We start from the raw sequence: 19,608 nt of genomic DNA on the forward strand, positions 1-19,608 counted from the left end.
GAATTTTAAAAAACTCAGGTATGAACAGGCTTTGAATATAATTTTTGAATTGCATTTTATTTGCTGCTGTAAATAAATTTCCTTTCCTCCTCCGTTAATAGAATTGAATTGCTATTTGAGATGGTTTTAGAAGGTAAACTTTGGAAAATTGGTTTAGTTAAATCAATTAATCCATCGTTGTCGACTTTTTTTACAGCAGTTTCTTTTAGTACGAAAATACTATTTTTAAAAACTAAATTATTTATTTTGTTATCGTAAGTAACATCTAATTCTGCGTTTGATTCATAGCTTTTCAACGACCATTTGTTACTCAAAGTTTTATCAAAAGTCATTCTTAAAGTTGATTTTTTTGTTTCTCTTTTAGATTCTTTGTTGTTTTCTTTAACTATTCCTTTTTCAACATTATCTTTATGATTTACGTCATAATGAATTTCAATTATTGCTTTTGATAGTTTATCAAAAATAAACTGACCTTTTATTTTATTTGAAAAAGAATTGTTTTTCACCCATTCCGTTTCAAATGATAGGACAATTATATCAGAAGGAGAGTCTTCAATTATAACATTAATATCCGCAATTAAAGGCATTAATGAATTTAAAAGGGTGTTTAAATATATTGTATTTATAATAGAACTTGGTGTGGTATATCCATTTTTAGAGGCTGAGTTTAATCTTGGAACATCTGTAAAAATACCAAAAGGTTCATTTTTGTTATAATCTATAGCACCCAGTCTTAATTTTACATCATTTTTTTTTCTCTCATAACTTTTATCCCACCAATTTACTTTTGTTAAAATTAATCTTCTCAATTGATTATTGACAGTAACAATATCTTTAAACTCACATTCTTTCTCAAAAGGAGTATTAACATATAAATTTGAATAGTTTTCTAAAATATATTTTATCGCTTTATTTAAGTTAAAAGAATTAACTATTACTTCGTCTAAAACGGTTGCTTTTTGGGTTATTCGAATCGTATCAATAGAAATTAAAAAATTTGGTTTTACAATTAAACCTTCATAATTAATATTTGTGATTTTTAAATCATTTGCTTTTATGTTGATCGATGCCTTTCCCTCTGAATTTGTAAAAGTACCTTCACCTAAATTTGAATAAAAGACATTCACATTTTCTATGGGTAAACTTGTAGAATTATCAATTATTGTAATAGTTTTTTTTTGAGAAAATAAAAGTTGAGTTATTAGTATTAAATAGAATGTATATTTCATTTTTTTGATTTTTTTTTATAAAGATGAGACAATCTAAAACTAAGATCGTCTCATCATTAAAGCACCTTAGTTTATTTGCATAGTTGTACCTACTGTAATTGTGCCACCTGGAACTACTTCATATGATGCAGTAACTTTTACTTCATCTACCCAAGCAAATTCATATCTCTTTTCAAGTTCTTCAACTTGAAATTTTTCTAATAATTGGTTTTCTAAATTCATTGTTTTTGATTTATTGGTTAAACAAATATACTTTACGCTTTGTTTTTTATAGGGTTACACAACAGCTATATTATTCCCTCACAATCGGCCAGATTATAATTTAGAAAATGATTCCGCTTTTACAGTAACGTCTTACTAAGAAACTTTGACATTTTTCTTAAGCCAAAACTAGAGCAACAAGGAGTTCTACGCAAACAGTTGTTATCGTAATTCCTGAATTCCGATATGTTTTTCCTGAATTTCGTATTTTTAAAATCGTAATCTATTTAAAATCAAAAGATTATGGCTTGTGTTAAAAATGCAGAAAAATCAGCAAAATGCGTTTGATTCTTGTTGTTTGGCGTAGTTTTGTAAAAAACAAAAAACAATGCGTTACTTTCTATGGAATAAAAATCTATTTTTATTTCTATTACCAATTATTTTATCCGCACAAGTAAAAAAGACAGATCTTACAGAACTTCCTTACGATGAGTTGAAAGAGTTATTTATTAAAAACGATAAAAATAAAAAGAAACAATTAGAATATGTAACTGCATTTTTAGCAAAAGCTAAAAATGACAATAGTCCAATCTATAAAGCAAGAGGCTTCTATTTATTATCATTGCTATACAAAGGCGGTAAGGCTATTCATTATTTGGACTATGCAATTAATTTCTCAAAAAACACGAATGATCTAAAATTCCCAGCTTATGCTTATTCAAGAAAGGCATATGAACTAAAAGCACAATCGCGTTATAGAGAAGCTATAGATAATTTTATTTTGGCTGAAAATAGTGCCCGAATAAACAATACTGATTTTTATTTTGATGCCAAATTCTCAATAGCATTATTAAGATCAGAGGAATTAGGTGAAGTGGAAGAAGCATTGATTTTGTATAAAGAATGTTTTAATTACTATAAAAAAAAAGAGATAAGGACACCTGAATATTCATTTGTTTATCACGATATTATTTTTGCACTAGCAGATGCGCACAAGGCACTGAAACAAGCAGATTCATCAACCTATTACAACAAATTAGGGTATCAAGAAGCAACAATCACTAAGGATGAAAACTACCAATACTTATTTATCCTTAACGAAGGAGCTAACCACGTTTTAAAGAAGAATTACCGCGTGGCTTTAGACAGCATCTACAAAGCTTTACCTAAGATGATCGCTTTCAAAAATCAAGGGAATACGCTAGCATCCTATTATTATTTAGGCAAAGCTTACGAAGGTTTAGGCAATACACAGGCAGCGGTTCAAAATTTTAGAAAAGTAGACTCCATCTTTAAAATATCAAAACAAATTATTCCTGAGTTTATCGGTGGGTATTCGTTTTTGATACAATATTATAAGACAAAAGGGGATAAAGAAAATCAATTAAAATACATCAATACCTATATGACTATTGACAGTACTTTACAAAAAAATTATAAAGTACTAACTAAAAAATTGAAGAAAGAATACGATACTCCGAATTTATTAGAAGAGAAAGCTACATTAATCGAATCATTGCAAAAAGAAAAAACTGTTTCTTATACCGCTATCGGTATTTTAATTGTTTTGATAGTAGCGACTGGAGGTTTTGGTTTTTATCAACACCAACTCAAAAAACAATATCGTTTTAGATTTGAAGAAATCATGCAACAAACTACAGAAATTGTAAAGTTTGAAGCACAGGATATCCAAGTTTTCGAAAGTGACAAAAGTAATAAACGATATGAAGCGATTGGTATTTCTGAAGAAGTAGTGCAGCATATTCTTAAAAAACTGCAACTTTTTGAAAACCAAAAAGGTTTTTTAGACGCTACCATCACCATACAAAAAGTTGCTACAACTTTAAATACAAATAGTAAATACTTGTCTAAGATTATCAATGAGTACAAAGACAAATCCTTTGTTCAATACATCAATGACTTCCGAATAGAGTATGCAATAATACAGTTAAAAAATGATCCAAAATTGCGAAATTATACCATGCAAGCATTGGCTTTAGAGTTTGGTTTTAATAATGCTGAATCTTTTTCAACGGCTTTTTATAAAAAAAACGAGATTAAACCTACTTATTTTATAAAGGAGTTGGCTCTAATTGAAAATATTTAAACATCTAGTAATCATGATCTTGTAAAGTTAATCTATATCGAAATTCACGGAATATCGATAAGTACATGAATTTTTTATTAGAATAAAACATACAAGCATTATAAATTTGAAGTCTTAAACATTAAAAAGATAAAAATGAAAACGAACAAAAAGAAGACTCTAAACAACAAGTTTGATTTAGAAAAAATGAAAGTAGCAAAATTAGAAAATGTGCATTCGATTAATGGCGGAGATAATACAATAGGACTTGAAGGAGATGTAGCTACAGTAACTCAAAGTGGAAAAGTTGAGACAAAGAAAACAATTAGTTATTAATATTTACCATTAAATTTAAAGACATCTAACTAACAATTTATGAAGTCCATTTATATTTTTATTTTCTTGATTATTTTTATTGTAAGTTGTAGTACTATCAAGGAAGCCAACATTAGTTCACCCATTTCATCTGATAAACGAGACACTTCAAAGTTGGTATTGCAAAATTGGTATCACAAAGATTTTCACCAAGATGCTATACCAGGTATTTCTTTAGATAAATTCTATAAGCAAAATAAAAAAGAGTCAAGAAGTAAAAGTATAATAGTAGCTGTTATAGATACTCAAATCGATGTTAAACATGAAGACCTGAAGGGGCAATTATGGACTAACAGTAAAGAAATTTCCAATAATGGAACTGATGATGACCATAATGGATATATAGATGATATCAATGGATGGAATTTTCTGGGGACTCCAACTGGAGGTTATGTAGTTTGGGCTAATTTTGACTACACTAGAATAGTGAGAGACTGGAATCCTCTTTTTAAGGGTAAAGCAGCATCTCAAATTTCAGTTCAAGAGCTATCCAACTACAAGGAGTACCATAGGGCTTTAACGAAACTTGAAGAAGAAGAGATAAATTATAAGAACTGGCTTAAATCCTTAAATTATAGTGTCGTTACTTATCCTGCAGCCAAAGACAGTTTGAAGCATTACTTTCCAAAAGAAGATTACACCTATCAGCAATTAGACAGTATGTACCAAAAGTACAAGATTAATGATAAAACATTTCGACAAAGACGTGAAGATGGGGACATGGATATTGGAGCTATGATAGGTTTTATGAAAGCAAGATTCGATTTCAATGAAAAATCTTTGGAGGATGTTAAGGAAAATGAAACTCAAATAGATTCCATTGTAAATAAAAATCTAAATATTCATTTTAATGAAAGAACTACATTAGGTGATAACCCTAAAATTTTGGAGAGAGGCTATGGCAACAATAACATTAGTAATACTAAAGTTGGACATAGACCTATTCAAGATCATGCAACAAAAGTATCAGGTATTATTGCAGCCAATAGAGAAAATAATATTGGTATAAAGGGGATAGTCCATAACGTAAAAATAATGCCTTTGAATATCTCTGCATCTGGGGATGAACACGATAAAGATATTGCAATGGCAATACGATATGCGGTTGACAATGGAGCAAAAGTAATCAATATGTCTTTTGGAAAAGAGTTTTCATTACACAAAGAATGGGTACTTGAGGCATTTCAATATGCTGACCAACATAATGTATTACTGGTGCACAGTGCAGGAAACGATAGTTTTAATGTAGATGAGAATCCTTATTATCCAACTGATGTCGCTTATGATGGATCAAAAGAAGTGTGTTTGAATTTCATCAATGTAGGGTCTGTTTCTTCCAAGCTGGATAGTACTTTTGTATCAACTTTTTCTAATTATGGAAAGGAGAACGTGGATTTATTTGCTCCGGGTGATGAAATATACGCTACATCTGCCGGGAATACTTACAAAACAGATTCTGGCACTTCACTGGCTGGCCCTATGGTTACAGGGGCTGCTGCTTTGATTTGGTCGTATTATCCTAAACTTACGGTGACAGAGGTAAAACAAATTATTTTAGATTCGGGTACTACCTATGATATTGAGGTTCTGGTTCCTGGTGGAGAAGGTAAAAAAGTAAAATTTTCAGAACTATCCAAATCTGGGAAAGTTTTGAATGTCTATGATGCGATGGAACTCGCTAAAAAAGTGAGTAAAAAGAAACGATAATGAACAACTATCAAGTTCGTCCTTTCTCACACTATGTTTTAAGAACCCCTTTATTTCCTTTGTCTTTCTATTGGGATGTATTGGAAAAGTATTCTGAAGAGACCTTATTGTTGCAGTTTGAAAACCCTTATGTTAGAGAAGCCATTCGTATGGCTTCCCCGGAACTAGTAACGGCTTTAGACAAATGGAAATCTGATCCTTCCAGTCTATCAGATAAAAAAAGGGATGGATTACAGCTTAGCTTACTGAAATATATTGCGCGAATATCCGCTCGTTGTACTCCTTTCGGGTTATTTGCTGGTTGTACAGTGGGCAAAATAACTTCTGAAACGAACATTATACTCCATTCACCTGAAAATTTCAACCGTTTTACACAATTTGACATGCAATTTTGGGTGGCACTATTACAAGATTTTGCTAAACGAGTAGAAGTTATACCCCATCTTAAATATTATCCCAATACTTCCATCTATGCTCTTGGGGATTTTTACCGATATGTTGAATACAACTATGTGAAAACAAAAAGAGCGCATAGTATTTCAGCATTGCGAAAAACAGCACTTTTAAGTGATTTAGTGCTCCAAGCAACATCAGGGATGACTGTTGATGAAATGATGCTGCTTCTTGCTGATGATGATTCTGAAACAACAGAAGCTTTAGAATATATTAATCAGCTTATCGATTTTCAGTTTCTTATCAGTGAATTGGATGCAACTGTAACGGGTAATGATGAATGGGGACGCGTTTTTTCAATCATCGATAAAATTCCGAATTTAAAAGAAGAGACTACATTCTTACATAGTATAAGAAACCAATTTTTAGTATTAGATCAAACGCTTGTTCCGTCTGAAAAAAATTATGAAGCAATAAAGGATTTAATTCAAAAAACAGGTGTGGTGTATGATGAAAAATATCTTTTTCAAACGGATTTAAATACGACTGCATCTGTAAATACTTTAAGTACTAGTTGTCAAAAAAAAGTTTTGAAAGCGGTTCGTTTTTTAAACGGAATTCAAAAGCAGAAAAAGTCTGAAAACCATACGAGTTTTATAAAAGCATTCACACAAAGGTATGAATCCAGAGAAATGTCTTTGGCAACTGTTTTGGATACTGAAACGGGAATTGGGTATATTCAAAATTCTGAAATGAATGATACGCATGAGATTTTGGAGCAGTTTTCTTTTAAAAGTAAAGTTCAAGAATCAGTCATTCAATCGTGGTCCTCTTTTGATTTTATAATGGAGAAAAAACTACGGGAATGTATCCTGAAAAACGAAAAAGCAGTATCGCTTTCTGAAAATGATTTTCCAGATTTTGATTCTACTTGGAATAATGCACCAGCTACCTTTTCGGTAATGATTGAAATTGCATTGCATCAAGAAAAAGAAATTCTATCAATTGAATCCTCAGGTGATGTTAGCGCAGCAAAATTATTAGGGCGTTTTTGCAATGGAAACGATGCCGTTTACAATTTGACCAATGAAATTGTAGCAAAAGAGGTAGCCTATCATTCTGATAAAATTTTGGCAGAGATAGTTCATATCCCGGAATCAAGAACCGGTAATATATTGAGACGACCAGTTTTAAGAGCATTTGAAATTGCCTATTTGGCTAATTCGGCAGCAACTCAAGACTACACGATTGATTTAAATGATTTAATGATTTCGATACGCAACAACAAAATTATTTTGCGATCTAAGAAACACAATAAAGAAGTTATTCCTTGTTTGTCAAATGCCCATAATTATTCTACTAAATCGCTACCTATTTATCATTTTTTATGTGATTTACAATCGCAAGATGTAAAGCCTATTTATAGTTTCACTTGGGGTATTTTAGAAACGCATTATGATTTTTTTCCAAGGGTTGATTATAATGGAGTACTACTTTCGAAATCAAAATGGATCGTAAGTAAAACTGAAATTATGCCTTTTTATAAAATGGATGGCAATCAATTATTTGAAGCTTTTTCGATTTGGAGAAAACAACGAAACATTCCTCGTTTTGTAAATTGGGCTCATTTTGACAACACATTATTACTTGATTTTGAACAAGAAATCGGGGTTCAATTATTTTTAAAATCAGTTGTAAATCATGCTAAAATCACTTTAGAAGAATTTCTATTTACTGAGGATTCTGTTGTGAAAAACACCAATGGTAAAAATTTTGCCAATCAGTTCATACTATCCTTTTATAAAGAGCAATTGTAAAGTATGAAAAGAGATTTTTGCATAGGAAGTGAATGGTTGTACTATAAAATATACACTGGAGTAAAAACAGCTGATCTTATATTATCTGAAAAATTATATCCCGTAATTTTAGATTTACAAGAAGAAAAAATAATTTACAAATGGTTTTTTATTAGGTATAAAGATCCTGACGAACACCTAAGAATTCGTTTTTACTGTAAAACACCAGAAAATGCATCAACTGTAATAGCCAGAATGTACCCGGTTTTAAATATGTTGCTTGAAGAAAATAGCATTTGGAAAGTACAAACGGATACTTATCAAAGAGAAATTGAACGATATGGTGAAAAAACGATGATTGATTCAGAAACCCTTTTTTGGTATGATAGCGAAATGATGATGTGTTATTTAACTTTAAAGTCTTCTTTTGAACAAAATGAAACGTCAATTTTATTTAGTTTTACTGCTATTGATGCCTTTTTAAATTCTTTTGGATTAAGTAATTCAGATAAATTATTTTTAATGGATGAATTACAATTGGCTTTTAAAAAAGAATTTCATGCGGATAAAAGCCTTAAAAAAGAATTAGATAAACAGTATAGAGAATTGTTCCTAGAAATGCAGCGTTTTTTACTAGGAATAGCAACAGACGATTATCCTGAAATTTTCAATATTATTAAAACCAAGTACAGCAAATGCAATGAACTGATTGATTCCATTAAAGGAAAATTACAAATCCCTTTATCAGATTTTTTAATGAGCCATATTCATATGATGATAAACAGACAGTACACTTCAAAGCAAAGGATGTATGAGTTGGTGATTTACGATCATTTGTATAAGTATTATAAAACGATGGAATATCGAAATGGATAATAAAAATCATTTGTAAAACCATTTTTTAATTAACTTTTATTTGAAGTTCAACATTGTTTATTCTGAACTTTTCTCTTAAAATCTGCATATCTTCACTTACTTTTTTATCCAATATTTTAGCATAATGCTGGGTAGTCTGGATGTTTTTATGACCTAACATTTTACTTACGGTTTCAATAGGAACACCATTTGTGAGTGTCACGGATGTTGCAAATGTATGTCTCGCCATGTGGAAGGTTAAATGTTAATTAAATGTTAACTAATTTATATTGGCATTGTTATTGGCTTCACAAAAAAAGTATTTACTTAAAGAGTTAATATAAAATCATTAAATTAAATATTTGAAAAATGAGAACATTAAAATTAATCGCCGCGGGAATAATCCTTTTTGCATCCAGTTCACTACATGCACAAATTTCAGTTAGTTTAAACATAGGTTCACCACCATCTTGGGGTCCTGTGGGATATGCGGAGGCAGACTATTATTATTTGCCTGATGTTGAAGCTTATTATGATATTAGAGCTACTCAATTTATTTATTTTGGTGGAGGAAGATGGATTAGATCAAGGTATTTGCCAAGAGAGTATAGAAATTATGATTTGTACAGTGGATACAAAGTGGTCTTGAACGATTACCATGGTTCAAGACCTTATCGATATTTTAATGATCATAAAGTGAAATATTGCAGAGGTTACCATGGCAGACCACAAAGAACAATAGGGTATAACAACCGTCGGGAATATGATGATCACAGAGAATACAATAATCGTCGAGAATATGATGATGATGATGATGATGATGATGATGATGATGATGAGGGACATGGGAATAAACATGGAAATAAACATGGAAGAGACTAATTCCTGATTAATCTTCACAGAATAGAAATAAAAAGAGGCTGTCTTTTATAGATTGCCTCTTTTTTAAATAAAAACAAAATGTCATTCCCAACTGATGATGCAGTGTTGAAATCTGTATATTTGGCTCTAAGGGAAGCAACCAAAAAATGGTCAATGCCGATTCGAAATTGGGGAATTGTTTTAAACCAATTTACCCTTATATTTGAAAAAAGACTCCGATTATAAAATCGAAGCCTTAACTTTTCAACTTACACACTTTTTGGGACAGTGTCTAATAAATCCGTTTTTAATTAGTCCTTATCATCTAAGTCTGTTTCTTGTTCAAGCAGATTTCTTATTTGCTCTCCAATATCATGATGTCCATCATCGTTATCGGTACTAATTTCGATAACTCCATCTCCATCGGTATCCTGAAGTAGATTTTGATTGGCTAATGTTGTTAATTTTGCCATTATGGCATCAAGATGTATTTTAATACTAAGAGTCATATCGTTACCATTTACGGCAAAATCTTTGATAGGATCGTCAAAATCAAGTTCAAGTTCAGCATCTTTGCTACTCCAGATAATAAAGTTTTTACCGTTAATAGTACCTTTAATCAAAAAAGTTTTACCTTCCATTTCGCCAGGCTGAGTACTTCTTTCAAACTTAAACTTAATTTCCTCATATTTCGCATTTGGAACATTAGCAGTAGTAATAAATTGGCTCAAAGTTTTGTTTGGATCTAGGAGATCTGCTAAAAAGGGACCTACAAGTTTTACATCATCATCATAAAAAGGATCTGTAAGATACTTATCCTCTTCTTCATCTAGTTCAAATTTTATCTTACTAATGTTAATTTTAAAATCCGTGATTTCCAGTGTTGATGCAGCAGTACGGGCAGTGGTAGAAGTTTTCCCTGTTACAGAAACGGCCGAAGCTTTTAATGTCACATTTCCGCTTGTGGATGGATTATCCGTACAAGAACTTATCATAATGACAAGTAATGCTAAAATTGATGTTTTTTTCATTTTTTTCATTTTTTTAAAGGTTAAGTAATATATAATTAGGGGTTAATAATTAATGTTTTTGAAATACGATTTTAATAAATGTATTTATAAAAAATAGTCCATATAAGATTTAGAGTAATTAGGTATGTGTTTAGTTTTAATTAGTTCTTAGTAAAATAAAGATAATCGGTTTCTCCATCGCTGCTGCTTTTATTTTTCAGTCTAACGTTAGTAGTTGTGTATTCCGTAATTTTCCAATCGTCTTCTAATTCATCTAATTTACTGTCATCAAATTTTAACAGCAATATATCTTGACCACTATTTACAGAAGTTGACCAAGTTCCGCTAATTTTATTTGTTCCTTTTACAGCTACAACACTCCCATTAGAATTGAAAGTAAAATTATAACCATTGTAATTTGAAGTTTCATCAATATTGTCAAAATAATAAGAAATATGCCAAATTCCATTTGTCAGAATCGAAGTGAAATTCGGATTTCCTCCAGTGCCTGAATTAGTATCACAATCTTTTATACTATCTTCAATACTGTTTTCAAAATCAGAGTTGTTTGTAATTACAATATTTTGACCATTGAGGTCTGTAATAGAAACTGGATAGTTGATGGATATAAACACATTACTTTCTATATCTTCTAAAAAGTTATATAAGTCTTTATCGTTTTGAATAGTAATCGTATTTGCAATTTGATTATCTGCATTATAAATATTAATCTTTATTGGGTAATTTATATGTATACAGTCAATTTCATCAAACTCATCATCTTCATCACAATTATCAATAACGTCATCTAATTGATCAGAATTTGTAATCAGTTGAGTTTTGAAATTTTGATACTGAATTGTTATTGGATAAACAAAGTTTACTATATCATCATCATTTGAAAAAGCATCTAATGCGTTTTGAACCGTGTGGTAATCATTTTGGTTAGATACTGTGATATGTGTTCCATTTACAATAACAATAACCGGCAACTGAACATTAAAACAGCTAGAATTATCCAAAATATTATCCTTAGACGTAGGGTTTTGTGATACCCTAGAAATCAAACCCGTAAGAGGAGATACAGCTGTTAAGTTTTGAGTAGTATCTTGAATAATCAATGTATCCTCATTTTGACAAGAAATAAATACTATTGCCGTAAAGCTCATTAATAAATATTTAATTGTTTTCATATGTAGCTAATATTTGTTTTTTAATGGAATATGGAATTGATGACTTTTTATATTCTTTTTTTCTGTCATCGAACTCCGTTTCGTATATCTTCATCGGTGTTTACTTCACTAAAACATTTATTTTTATAGGTGTTCAGTGATTGCTTCGCAGTTGTATCGAGTTTTCATTATGCTCATTTCATATATGTAAAATTTATTTGTCAGAGGTCATATATGGTATCGCCTTTTTATTTATTGGTGTTTGTTTGCAACAAACTCGTTGCTAATGGCGATTTCATATGTTGATATTTATTGTTTTTTATCGGTCATATGTAATTCGCATATCATCATTGGTGTTCGCGACCCAATTACGGTCATGCTCATTTCATATAAAAAAATTAGCGGTTTAATAATAAAACAGCTTGCATCAACATTACCCTACCAAAATTTAAAAATAAATATATCTTTGTAAGGTAAAAAATTACGAAATAAATGACAAAAAATTCATTATCAGAAACTTGCGATAAAATTATTTTTTCAATCTTTTTCAAAAGTCATGCAAAGTCACTTCGCAATTTTCTTTTTTATAAGTATGGAAATAAAGACCAAGCCGACGATTTAACTCAAGAAGCTTTTATTAAACTCTGGCAAAACTGTGCTGCGGTTCCCATTGAAAAAGCGAAATCCTATATATATACAATTGCCAATAATAACTCTCTTAACGAAATTGCACATCAAAAAGTTGTTTTGAAATATGAAAAGAATTTTACTGGTCTTGATGAAACAAATGAAAACCCAGAATTTATACTCGAAGAAAAACAATTCAAAAGCAAGCTCTTAAAAGCAATTGAAAATTTGAATGAAACACAACGAGTTGCATTTTTGATGCATCGAATTGATGGCAAAAAATATAGCGAAATTGCAGAAGAATTAAATATAAGTGTTAAAGCAGTTGAAAAGCGAATACATTTGGCTTTAGTTGAACTAAGAAAAGAAATTGATAGTATAAAGTAGGGTAAATTTGTTTTTACTTGTTTTAAACATATAAGATTAATACAATGGAAGAGAATTACATTTTAGCAAAATGGCTAAACAACGATTTGACAGAAGCTGAATTAGCTGAATTTAAAGCTAATCCTGATTATGAAAAATATGAAAAAATTAAAAACTATACTGCTCATTTAGAAGTACCTGATTTTAATGAAGAGAAAGTTTTGGAACATGTTATTAGTCATAAAAAAATTACGTCTAAAGTTATTCCTTTATACAAAAACTGGCTGTTTAAAGTGGCTGCCGTTTTAGTTATCGGGTTAGGGATTGCATTTATAATGCAAAATTTTGCCTCAGAAACTCAATATGCACCTAATGGTAAAAGAACGACTTTTTCGTTACCCGATAATTCCGAAGTAGTTTTGAATGCCGGTTCAGAAATTGAATATAAAAAATGGAATTGGGACAATAAAAGATGTCTTGAATTACATGGAGAAGCCTATTTTAAAGTAGCAAAAGGCAAAAAATTTGAAGTTGCAACTGATCTTGGAAAAGTGGCAGTTCTTGGAACTCAATTCAATGTTAAAGCAAGGAAAAATCGGTTTGATGTAACTTGTTTTGAAGGAAGGGTAAAAGTAAATTACAAAGACAAGGAGGTAATTTTAACCCACGGGCAAAGTGTTGTTTTTGAAAATGGAAAGCAGATAAATACAACCGTTAATGCTTCTAAACCAGAATGGCTAGAAAATAAAATTGCTTTTAATAAAGAAAATTTGCACAACATATTAGATGAAATTCAAAGACAGTACAACGTTTCTATTGAAGTGAAAGCAAAATACTCCGATGAATTATTTACGGGGAAAATTCCTATTGATAATCTTGATGTTGCTCTTCAAATTATTGCAACAACCTATCATTTAGAACCGAACAAAATTGCTCCAAACAAAATAATTTTTGAAGGAAAATAAATGTTTTTTATTAAACGTATTTACGTCTTATTTTTTTGTTTTGTTTTTGCCTTGAGTATAAAAGCCCAAGACAGAAGCAAAGCAATTGCATTAAAAGATATTTTGCAATCAATAGAAAAACAGCATCAGATTTACTTTAATTACATTGATAATGAAATAGTTGTTTTTAAAATTGTCCCTCCAAAAAAAAACTTGTCTTTGAATGAGAAGATTAACTATCTCGGAAAACAAACCAACCTCTTCTTTGAAAATATAGACAATAAATTCATTAACGTTTTTAGCAATAATACATTAGACTCAAAAAATATTTGTGGATATGTATTTTCGAAAGAAGATAATTCTCCATTGGAAAATGTGAATATTAAGTTTGAAAATGGTGTCGGCACTTCAACCAATAAAAAAGGATATTTTGAACTAAAAAAAGAAAAGTCAACTGATTTATTGGTTAGTTATATTGGATTTACCCCTAAAAAAATTTCTGTATCTGATTTACAAAATAAGAATTGCCTTAAAATTTATATCGAAGTTGAAGTTTCTGAACTAAATAATATAATAGCCAATCATTTTTTAACATCTGGAATTTCAAAACAAAATAATGGAACATTTGAAATAAAACCAAAGAAACTTGGAATATTACCCGGCTTAATTGAACCCGATGTATTGCAAACTATGTTGCAAATCCCCGGAATTTACAGTGTTGACGAAAGTTTATCAAGCATTAATGTAAGAGGTGGAACTCATGATCAGAATTTATTTTTATGGAATGGAATAAAAATGTATCAAACTGGGCATTTTTTTGGTTTAATATCTGCATTCAATCCTAATTTAGCCCATACTATTTGCATAACTAAAAACGGAAGTTCTGCTTTTTTTGGAGAAAGTGTATCGAGTGTTGTGGACATGTCCTCTAACCCAAATAACTTTGAAGAAAACAGTTTTAGTGCAGGAATAAATATGATTAATGCTGACATTTATTCAAAGTTTAATATCGGAAAAAAAGGTTTCTTGGAAATTGCCGGAAGAAAATCCATAACCGATTTTGTAAAAACGCCTACCTATAAACAATATTATAATAAAGCTTTTCAAAATACAAGTATTACTAATTTTTCCAATAATCAAAATGTTGATTATTCCAGTGACGAGAAATTTAATTTTTACGATATTACGGTTAAATATTCTCAAAAAATTGGACTAAAAGACCATCTCATTTTAGATTTTATAACTATAAATGATCAACTTAAAGTTTTTCAAACAAGCAGAGTTAATAATATAATTCAGTCTGAAAATAATATTTTATATCAAAAAAATTACGGAGGTAATCTTTCGTGGAAACGAAACTGGAATGCAAAAAACAGTAGTAATTTCAATGTTTACACTTCGTCCTATGAACTTAATGCTGAAAAAAATAAAATACAAGACACTCAAACTGTAAGGCAGGAAAATAAAGTGTTAGACAATGGTTTTAAACTTGAGAATAGACATATAATCAATTCAAAATTTACTTTTAATAATGGATATCAATTAAACGAAATTGGCACTATAAATTTAGATCAAATAAATAGTCCAATATTTTACCGAAGAATTAAAGAAGTTCTGCGAACTCATGCGCTCATAGTCGAAGGAAAATATAACGATACCTTATCCAAAATATATTTAAATACAGGATTGCGATTAAACTATATAGAACAATTCAAGAAACACCTTTTTGAACCAAGATTACAGTTTAATTATGCTATCACAAACCATTTTAATTTAGAAGTATTAGGGGAATTCAAAAATCAAAATTGTTATCAGGTTATTGATCTACAGAAAGATTATTTTGGAATAGAAAAAAGACGGTGGATATTGGCAAACAACACTACTATTCCTATTCAAAAAAGTAAACAAGCATCAATTAGTTTGTCTTATATCAAAAACAATTGGTTATTTACTTTAGAAAATTTTTATAAGAAAGTAACCGGAATTAACAGCTCAAGCCAAGGATTTCAAAACCAATTAGAATTTGTGAAAACTAATGGTGATTATGAAGTCCTAGGAATTGAAATGTTAGTTCAAAAAAAAATAAATCATTTCATTACTTGGTTGAGTTATACTTATAACAATAATAATTATAACTTCCCCGATTTAGATCAACCTGTATTTCCAAACAACTTTAAATTAGATCATATTGTCTCTTGGGCTGGGATCTATCAAAGAAAAAATCTAAAAATAGCATTGGGTTCAAAATGGTATTCTGGAAGACCCGAAACAACTCCTATAAGTTCAGCAATAAATTACAGTAATTCCTCAAATCCAAAAATTGATTATAATACCCCTAATAATAAAGTCCTGGATGACTTTTTTCAAGTTAATTTTTCGACAACATACAAATGGGAAAGCTTGAATAAAACCCAATATAAACTAGGTTTCTCCGTATTGAATGTATTCGATCGAAAAAATGAAATTAATGAATATTATAGAATAAATACGATTACAAATTCTATTGAAGATGTTAAAACTTTTTCACTTCGACGAACTCCAAATTTAAGTTTTAGAATAACTTATTAAACCTACATTCTTTCCGGAACATTAATCCCTTAACAAACTGAAAGAAGGTGCAATTGTTACACTTGGATTACTAGAAACTAACTTAATGCATTTTATGAGTTAGTTCCATTCGAGCTTTTTTCGAGATTAAATTTGTTTCTTAAAACCATCATATCCTCACTCACTTTTTTATCTAATATTTTAGCGTAATGTTGGGTAGTCTGTATATTTTTATGACCGAGCATTTTGCTTACGGTTTCAATGGGAACGCCATTTGTAAGCGTTGATTTATTTAATATCAATACGAGAAGTCAAGTAGTAGATGGAAATGTGCCTGAAAGATTAAAAGAACTTTCTAAAGTTAAACTTTCAGAAAAAGATTATCAACTTTTTAAAGATGAAAAGCAAGCATATTGCACTATAATAGAATAATTATACAAACTTTTGTTGATAACATACAATGTTAAAAAGATGCCTGGGCATCTTTTTAAATTTTCTAGAATACAGAAGTCTTATCAATTCAGGATTATTTGATTTCATGCCATCGATAACTAAATTTTATTTATGCTGGAAAACACCAAATCATCAAGAAAAGAAATGATTTTTGCCTCGTCCTTATTTATCCCAAAATCGGTAAGTGAAGGTAGATTGTTCATGAAAAAATTCTGAAAATGCGCCATTTCAATGATGGTGGAAGCTAATGATTTAGGGTATTTGTATTTCGGATTACATTCTGAAATTAAATTTCCAATAACGGCACAAAGGTCTTTGTATGGTTTAAAAAAATGGTGTCTATTGTCTTCGGTTACATGTTTTGTTAAATAGGCCTTTGAACCTTCTGAAATAACAATTTGATGCAATAGTCCCTCATTAACATAACTTGTTTTTTTATCATCTTTTACTGTTGTCGCTAATAATTTGATTACCATTTTTAATCTAATGATGGGGTCATTAATGTTATTGGTATGAAAGCTTATCTGGTATTCAAGCCAACTCCAATACCAAGCTACAAGATATAACAGCAAGCGATGTTTGTTTTCAAAGTATCGGTAAATACCCGCTTCGGTTGTACCAATGTCTTTTGCTAATTTTTTAAAGGTGAACGCTTCAAATCCATTTTTATAGATTAATTCAATGCTGTGTCTAATGATTTTTTTGCCTAACTCCGACTGTTCAGGGTTGCGCAGAAATAATGCTTCATTCATTTTTATTTGTAACTGTAACTCCATTTTAATCCTTGTATTGATTGGTCTTCGTATAATAAATTGCTAAAAAGAAGATGTCTCATCTTTCTTTGGCAAATATAGCTAAAAATTATTTTACAATTATTAATGATAGTATTGCTATCATTAATAATATTATACCTATCTTTGTCGCGTTAAACTAAAAAATACAATCATGTTGCTAATTCGTAAATTAAAGGAATCGCCAGACCCAATTAATAGTTTTGAATTAATATATAAAGGAAATCCAAAAATTTATCGAATAATTAGAAAACTAAAAAAACTACAACCTAATAATTAAGTATAAAATGAAAAACGACCAAGTCTTTAAATTAATAGATGGAGTTTTTACTCCCGCAGAAGCAGGAAAAGTATTAACTGCATTAATAAACAGTAAGATTAACCACCATAATCTGGAGGATTTTAGCAATCATATTCGTTTTAATAATGACCTTTCTCATTCCAAAAAGCGAGTAGTGGAACTCCCCGAAACTAAAGAAAAAATTAAAAATTTACTGGAAGTTGCAGAAGCAAATGGAGTAAATTTGGTCGTAAACAGTACTATTGAAATAAGTTTTAACGAATAACTAGTATGTTTCAAGGTAGAAAACTTCTTATAGCAACCAAGCATAAAAAAGAAAACGTGATTGCACCGATTTTTGAAAAAGAATTAGGCATAATTTGCTTTGTCTCTGATAAATTTGACACTGACATATAGGGAACTTTTTCGGGAGAATTGTGAGAAAAGATAGTGCATTAACGACTCTTTGCAATAAATGTCTCCTTGCGATGAAAGAAAATGATTGTGATTTAGGGAGTCCAAAATAAAACTACTACAAAAAGAACTGTTTGATTTAAGCAATAATATAGATAAAAAAAAGGGAATTTAAAATTGGAAGCAGTAATTAAAATAGAAAAATGAATCAATTAGTAATAAAAATAGCAATTTCAATAGTCGCAATGATTGTTTTACTTGTTATGGCTTTAACAACACATGACGTAATTAACAGTAAAGTATTTGCGTCTTTTGCAATAATACTTGGAGCATATTCTTCTTATCAGTTATCAAATAAAAACAATAAAAAATTATGAATAGAATCGAAAATTTAATACTTATTGAAGGTAACTTCTCGGATGTTGAGGCTAGGGAAGTTTTAATTCCTATTCTTTCTTCCAAAATAAATTTCCATAAAATAAAAAATTGGAGTTCACAGGAACGATTTGGAGAAGACGATGAAATTGCTCAAAAAAGAATTCCTGAGCTAAAAAATGAGATTGAAAAATTACAGATGATACTATCGGAGGCGAAAGCCAAAAACAAGAGGCTGTTAGTTAGTTCACAAATAAACATTTCACTTATTGACAATTAGTAATTTATGTTCAAAGGTAGAAAACTTCTTATCGCAACTAAGCACAAAAAGGAAAACGTGATTGCACCGATTTTTGAAAAAGAATTAGGTGTAAGTTGCTTTGTCTCTGATAAATTTGACACTGACACATTGGGAACTTTTTCGGGAGAGATTGAGAGAAAAGATAGCGCGTTAACGACTCTTCGCAATAAATGTCTCCTTGCGATGAAAGAGAATGATTGCGATTTAGGAATCGCCAGCGAAGGGTCTTTTGGGATGCATCCCACGATTTTTTTTGCTCATGCCGATGATGAATTTTTAATTTTTATTGATAAAAAAAATAAGTTAGAAATTATAGCAAGAGAACTCAGTATGAATACCAATTTTAATGGCAGTGAAATTAAGAATGAAGTCGAGCTACTGGAATTTGCGACTCAGGTAAAATTTCCATCGCACGGACTTATTTTAAAACCATCAGAAAAGGATATTTCTAAAATAGTTAAAGGAATCACTGACGAAAGGATTTTAAAGGAAAGCTTTCATGAAATGATGAAAGAATTTGGGAAAGTATATGCCGAAACCGATATGCGCGCACTATACAATCCAACACGAATGGAAGTGATTGAAACAGCCACATTAAAATTAGTAAAATCAGTTCGGTCGTTATGTCCTATGTGTGAAACACCTGGATTTGTGGTTTCTGATGCCAAAATGGGGTTGCCGTGTGAATCGTGTAATTCGGCTACGCGTTCTACTTTGAGTTTTATTTATACTTGTAAAAAGTGTAATCATACTTCTGAGGAATTGTATCCGCATAAAAAAATGACCGAAGATCCTATGTATTGTGATTTTTGTAACCCTTAAAAT

At 30.2% G+C, this 19,608-nt stretch carries 20 protein-coding genes and 2 pseudogenes; 15 read left to right on the forward strand and 7 right to left on the reverse strand.

Features of this window, described 5'->3' with window-relative positions; all coding sequences use genetic code 11:
* Nucleotides 1–56: 56 nt before the first annotated feature.
* Together ACNQGX_RS01100 and ACNQGX_RS01105 are read right to left on the reverse strand one after the other, a co-directional pair.
* The gene (locus ACNQGX_RS01100) at nt 57–1,229 is read right to left on the reverse strand and encodes a peptidase associated/transthyretin-like domain-containing protein (protein ID WP_417973243.1); all 1,173 of its coding nucleotides are present in this window, start codon (nt 1,227–1,229) and stop codon (nt 57–59) included.
* Nucleotides 1,230–1,295: 66 nt separating this feature from the next.
* Nucleotides 1,296–1,451 carry a hypothetical protein gene (locus ACNQGX_RS01105; protein ID WP_417973245.1) on the reverse strand — a complete coding sequence of 52 codons (156 nt, stop codon included), beginning with the start codon at nt 1,449–1,451 and terminating at the stop codon, nt 1,296–1,298.
* 367 nt (nt 1,452–1,818) lie between these two features.
* Between ACNQGX_RS01105 and ACNQGX_RS01110 the strand changes: the two genes are divergently transcribed.
* The 5 genes from ACNQGX_RS01110 to ACNQGX_RS01130 all read left to right on the forward strand — a co-directional run bounded on the left by ACNQGX_RS01110 (nt 1,819) and on the right by ACNQGX_RS01130 (nt 8,663).
* A complete protein-coding gene (locus tag ACNQGX_RS01110) occupies nt 1,819–3,537 on the forward strand; it encodes a helix-turn-helix domain-containing protein (protein WP_417973247.1) in 1,719 nt (572 codons plus the stop codon).
* A gap of 135 nt (nt 3,538–3,672) precedes the next feature.
* Nucleotides 3,673–3,852, forward strand: a complete 180-nt coding sequence (locus ACNQGX_RS01115) for a hypothetical protein (RefSeq protein WP_417973249.1) — start codon at nt 3,673–3,675, stop codon at nt 3,850–3,852.
* A 39-nt stretch (nt 3,853–3,891) separates the two neighbouring features.
* On the forward strand, nt 3,892–5,598 hold the full coding sequence (locus ACNQGX_RS01120; protein WP_417973251.1) for a S8 family peptidase: 1,707 nt from the start codon (nt 3,892–3,894) through the stop codon (nt 5,596–5,598).
* Nucleotides 5,598–7,808 (forward strand): lantibiotic dehydratase family protein, encoded by a 2,211-nt coding sequence (locus ACNQGX_RS01125; protein WP_417973253.1) that lies wholly within the window; start codon nt 5,598–5,600, stop codon nt 7,806–7,808. The genes ACNQGX_RS01120 and ACNQGX_RS01125 overlap by 1 nt, the downstream gene beginning before the upstream one ends.
* A gap of 3 nt (nt 7,809–7,811) precedes the next feature.
* Nucleotides 7,812–8,663: a thiopeptide-type bacteriocin biosynthesis protein gene (locus tag ACNQGX_RS01130; protein WP_417973255.1), complete on the forward strand. Its 852-nt coding sequence runs from the start codon at nt 7,812–7,814 to the stop codon at nt 8,661–8,663.
* 25 nt (nt 8,664–8,688) lie between these two features.
* Here ACNQGX_RS01130 and ACNQGX_RS01135 read toward each other — a convergent pair.
* A pseudogene (locus tag ACNQGX_RS01135) lies at nt 8,689–8,904 on the reverse strand (tyrosine-type recombinase/integrase); the annotation flags it as partial.
* A gap of 218 nt (nt 8,905–9,122) precedes the next feature.
* On the opposite strand from ACNQGX_RS01135, the gene ACNQGX_RS01140 reads away from it, so the two are divergent.
* Both ACNQGX_RS01140 and ACNQGX_RS01145 read left to right on the forward strand, forming a co-directional pair.
* Nucleotides 9,123–9,524 (forward strand): hypothetical protein, encoded by a 402-nt coding sequence (locus ACNQGX_RS01140; protein WP_417973257.1) that lies wholly within the window; start codon nt 9,123–9,125, stop codon nt 9,522–9,524.
* 69 nt (nt 9,525–9,593) lie between these two features.
* A pseudogene (locus ACNQGX_RS01145) lies at nt 9,594–9,749 on the forward strand (IS256 family transposase); the annotation flags it as partial.
* Nucleotides 9,750–9,814: 65 nt separating this feature from the next.
* On the opposite strand, the gene ACNQGX_RS01150 reads toward ACNQGX_RS01145, so the two are convergent.
* Nucleotides 9,815–10,534 (reverse strand): hypothetical protein, encoded by a 720-nt coding sequence (locus ACNQGX_RS01150; protein WP_417973259.1) that lies wholly within the window; start codon nt 10,532–10,534, stop codon nt 9,815–9,817.
* A 140-nt stretch (nt 10,535–10,674) separates the two neighbouring features.
* Entirely contained in the window at nt 10,675–11,706 is a 1,032-nt protein-coding gene (locus tag ACNQGX_RS01155; RefSeq protein WP_417973262.1) for a hypothetical protein, read from the reverse strand.
* A gap of 471 nt (nt 11,707–12,177) precedes the next feature.
* Between ACNQGX_RS01155 and ACNQGX_RS01160 the strand changes: the two genes are divergently transcribed.
* Genes ACNQGX_RS01160 through ACNQGX_RS01170 form a run of 3 tightly spaced genes read left to right on the forward strand, consistent with a single transcriptional unit; the run spans nt 12,178 to nt 16,190 of the window.
* Entirely contained in the window at nt 12,178–12,699 is a 522-nt protein-coding gene (locus ACNQGX_RS01160) for an RNA polymerase sigma factor (RefSeq protein WP_417973264.1), read from the forward strand.
* A gap of 44 nt (nt 12,700–12,743) precedes the next feature.
* Nucleotides 12,744–13,643: a FecR family protein gene (locus tag ACNQGX_RS01165; protein ID WP_417973266.1), complete on the forward strand. Its 900-nt coding sequence runs from the start codon at nt 12,744–12,746 to the stop codon at nt 13,641–13,643.
* Nucleotides 13,644–16,190: a TonB-dependent receptor gene (locus ACNQGX_RS01170; RefSeq protein ID WP_417973268.1), complete on the forward strand. Its 2,547-nt coding sequence runs from the start codon at nt 13,644–13,646 to the stop codon at nt 16,188–16,190.
* Nucleotides 16,191–16,282: 92 nt separating this feature from the next.
* Here ACNQGX_RS01170 and ACNQGX_RS01175 read toward each other — a convergent pair whose 3' ends face one another.
* Nucleotides 16,283–16,414, reverse strand: a complete 132-nt coding sequence (locus ACNQGX_RS01175) for a hypothetical protein (RefSeq protein ID WP_417973270.1) — start codon at nt 16,412–16,414, stop codon at nt 16,283–16,285.
* A gap of 16 nt (nt 16,415–16,430) precedes the next feature.
* On the opposite strand from ACNQGX_RS01175, the gene ACNQGX_RS01180 reads away from it, so the two are divergent.
* On the forward strand, nt 16,431–16,601 hold the full coding sequence (locus ACNQGX_RS01180) for a hypothetical protein (RefSeq protein WP_417973272.1): 171 nt from the start codon (nt 16,431–16,433) through the stop codon (nt 16,599–16,601).
* 119 nt (nt 16,602–16,720) lie between these two features.
* Here ACNQGX_RS01180 and ACNQGX_RS01185 read toward each other — a convergent pair whose 3' ends face one another.
* Nucleotides 16,721–17,374: a TetR/AcrR family transcriptional regulator gene (locus ACNQGX_RS01185; protein ID WP_235832091.1), complete on the reverse strand. Its 654-nt coding sequence runs from the start codon at nt 17,372–17,374 to the stop codon at nt 16,721–16,723.
* A 326-nt stretch (nt 17,375–17,700) separates the two neighbouring features.
* Between ACNQGX_RS01185 and ACNQGX_RS01190 the strand changes: the two genes are divergently transcribed.
* The 4 genes from ACNQGX_RS01190 to ACNQGX_RS01205 all read left to right on the forward strand — a co-directional run bounded on the left by ACNQGX_RS01190 (nt 17,701) and on the right by ACNQGX_RS01205 (nt 19,605).
* Nucleotides 17,701–17,979 carry a hypothetical protein gene (locus ACNQGX_RS01190; protein ID WP_417973274.1) on the forward strand — a complete coding sequence of 93 codons (279 nt, stop codon included), beginning with the start codon at nt 17,701–17,703 and terminating at the stop codon, nt 17,977–17,979.
* A 331-nt stretch (nt 17,980–18,310) separates the two neighbouring features.
* Complete coding sequence (locus ACNQGX_RS01195) at nt 18,311–18,484, forward strand: hypothetical protein (RefSeq protein ID WP_165930203.1); 174 nt, start codon at nt 18,311–18,313, stop codon at nt 18,482–18,484.
* Nucleotides 18,481–18,762, forward strand: coding sequence for a hypothetical protein (locus ACNQGX_RS01200; protein WP_417973276.1), 282 nt, complete (start codon nt 18,481–18,483; stop codon nt 18,760–18,762). The genes ACNQGX_RS01195 and ACNQGX_RS01200 overlap by 4 nt, the downstream gene beginning before the upstream one ends.
* 6 nt (nt 18,763–18,768) lie before the next feature.
* The gene (locus ACNQGX_RS01205; RefSeq protein WP_417973279.1) at nt 18,769–19,605 is read left to right on the forward strand and encodes a DUF6671 family protein; all 837 of its coding nucleotides are present in this window, start codon (nt 18,769–18,771) and stop codon (nt 19,603–19,605) included.
* The last annotated feature ends 3 nt before the right edge of the window (nt 19,606–19,608 follow it).

Source organism: Flavobacterium glycogeni, from assembly GCF_048286775.1.
Lineage (GTDB): Bacteria > Bacteroidota > Bacteroidia > Flavobacteriales > Flavobacteriaceae > Flavobacterium.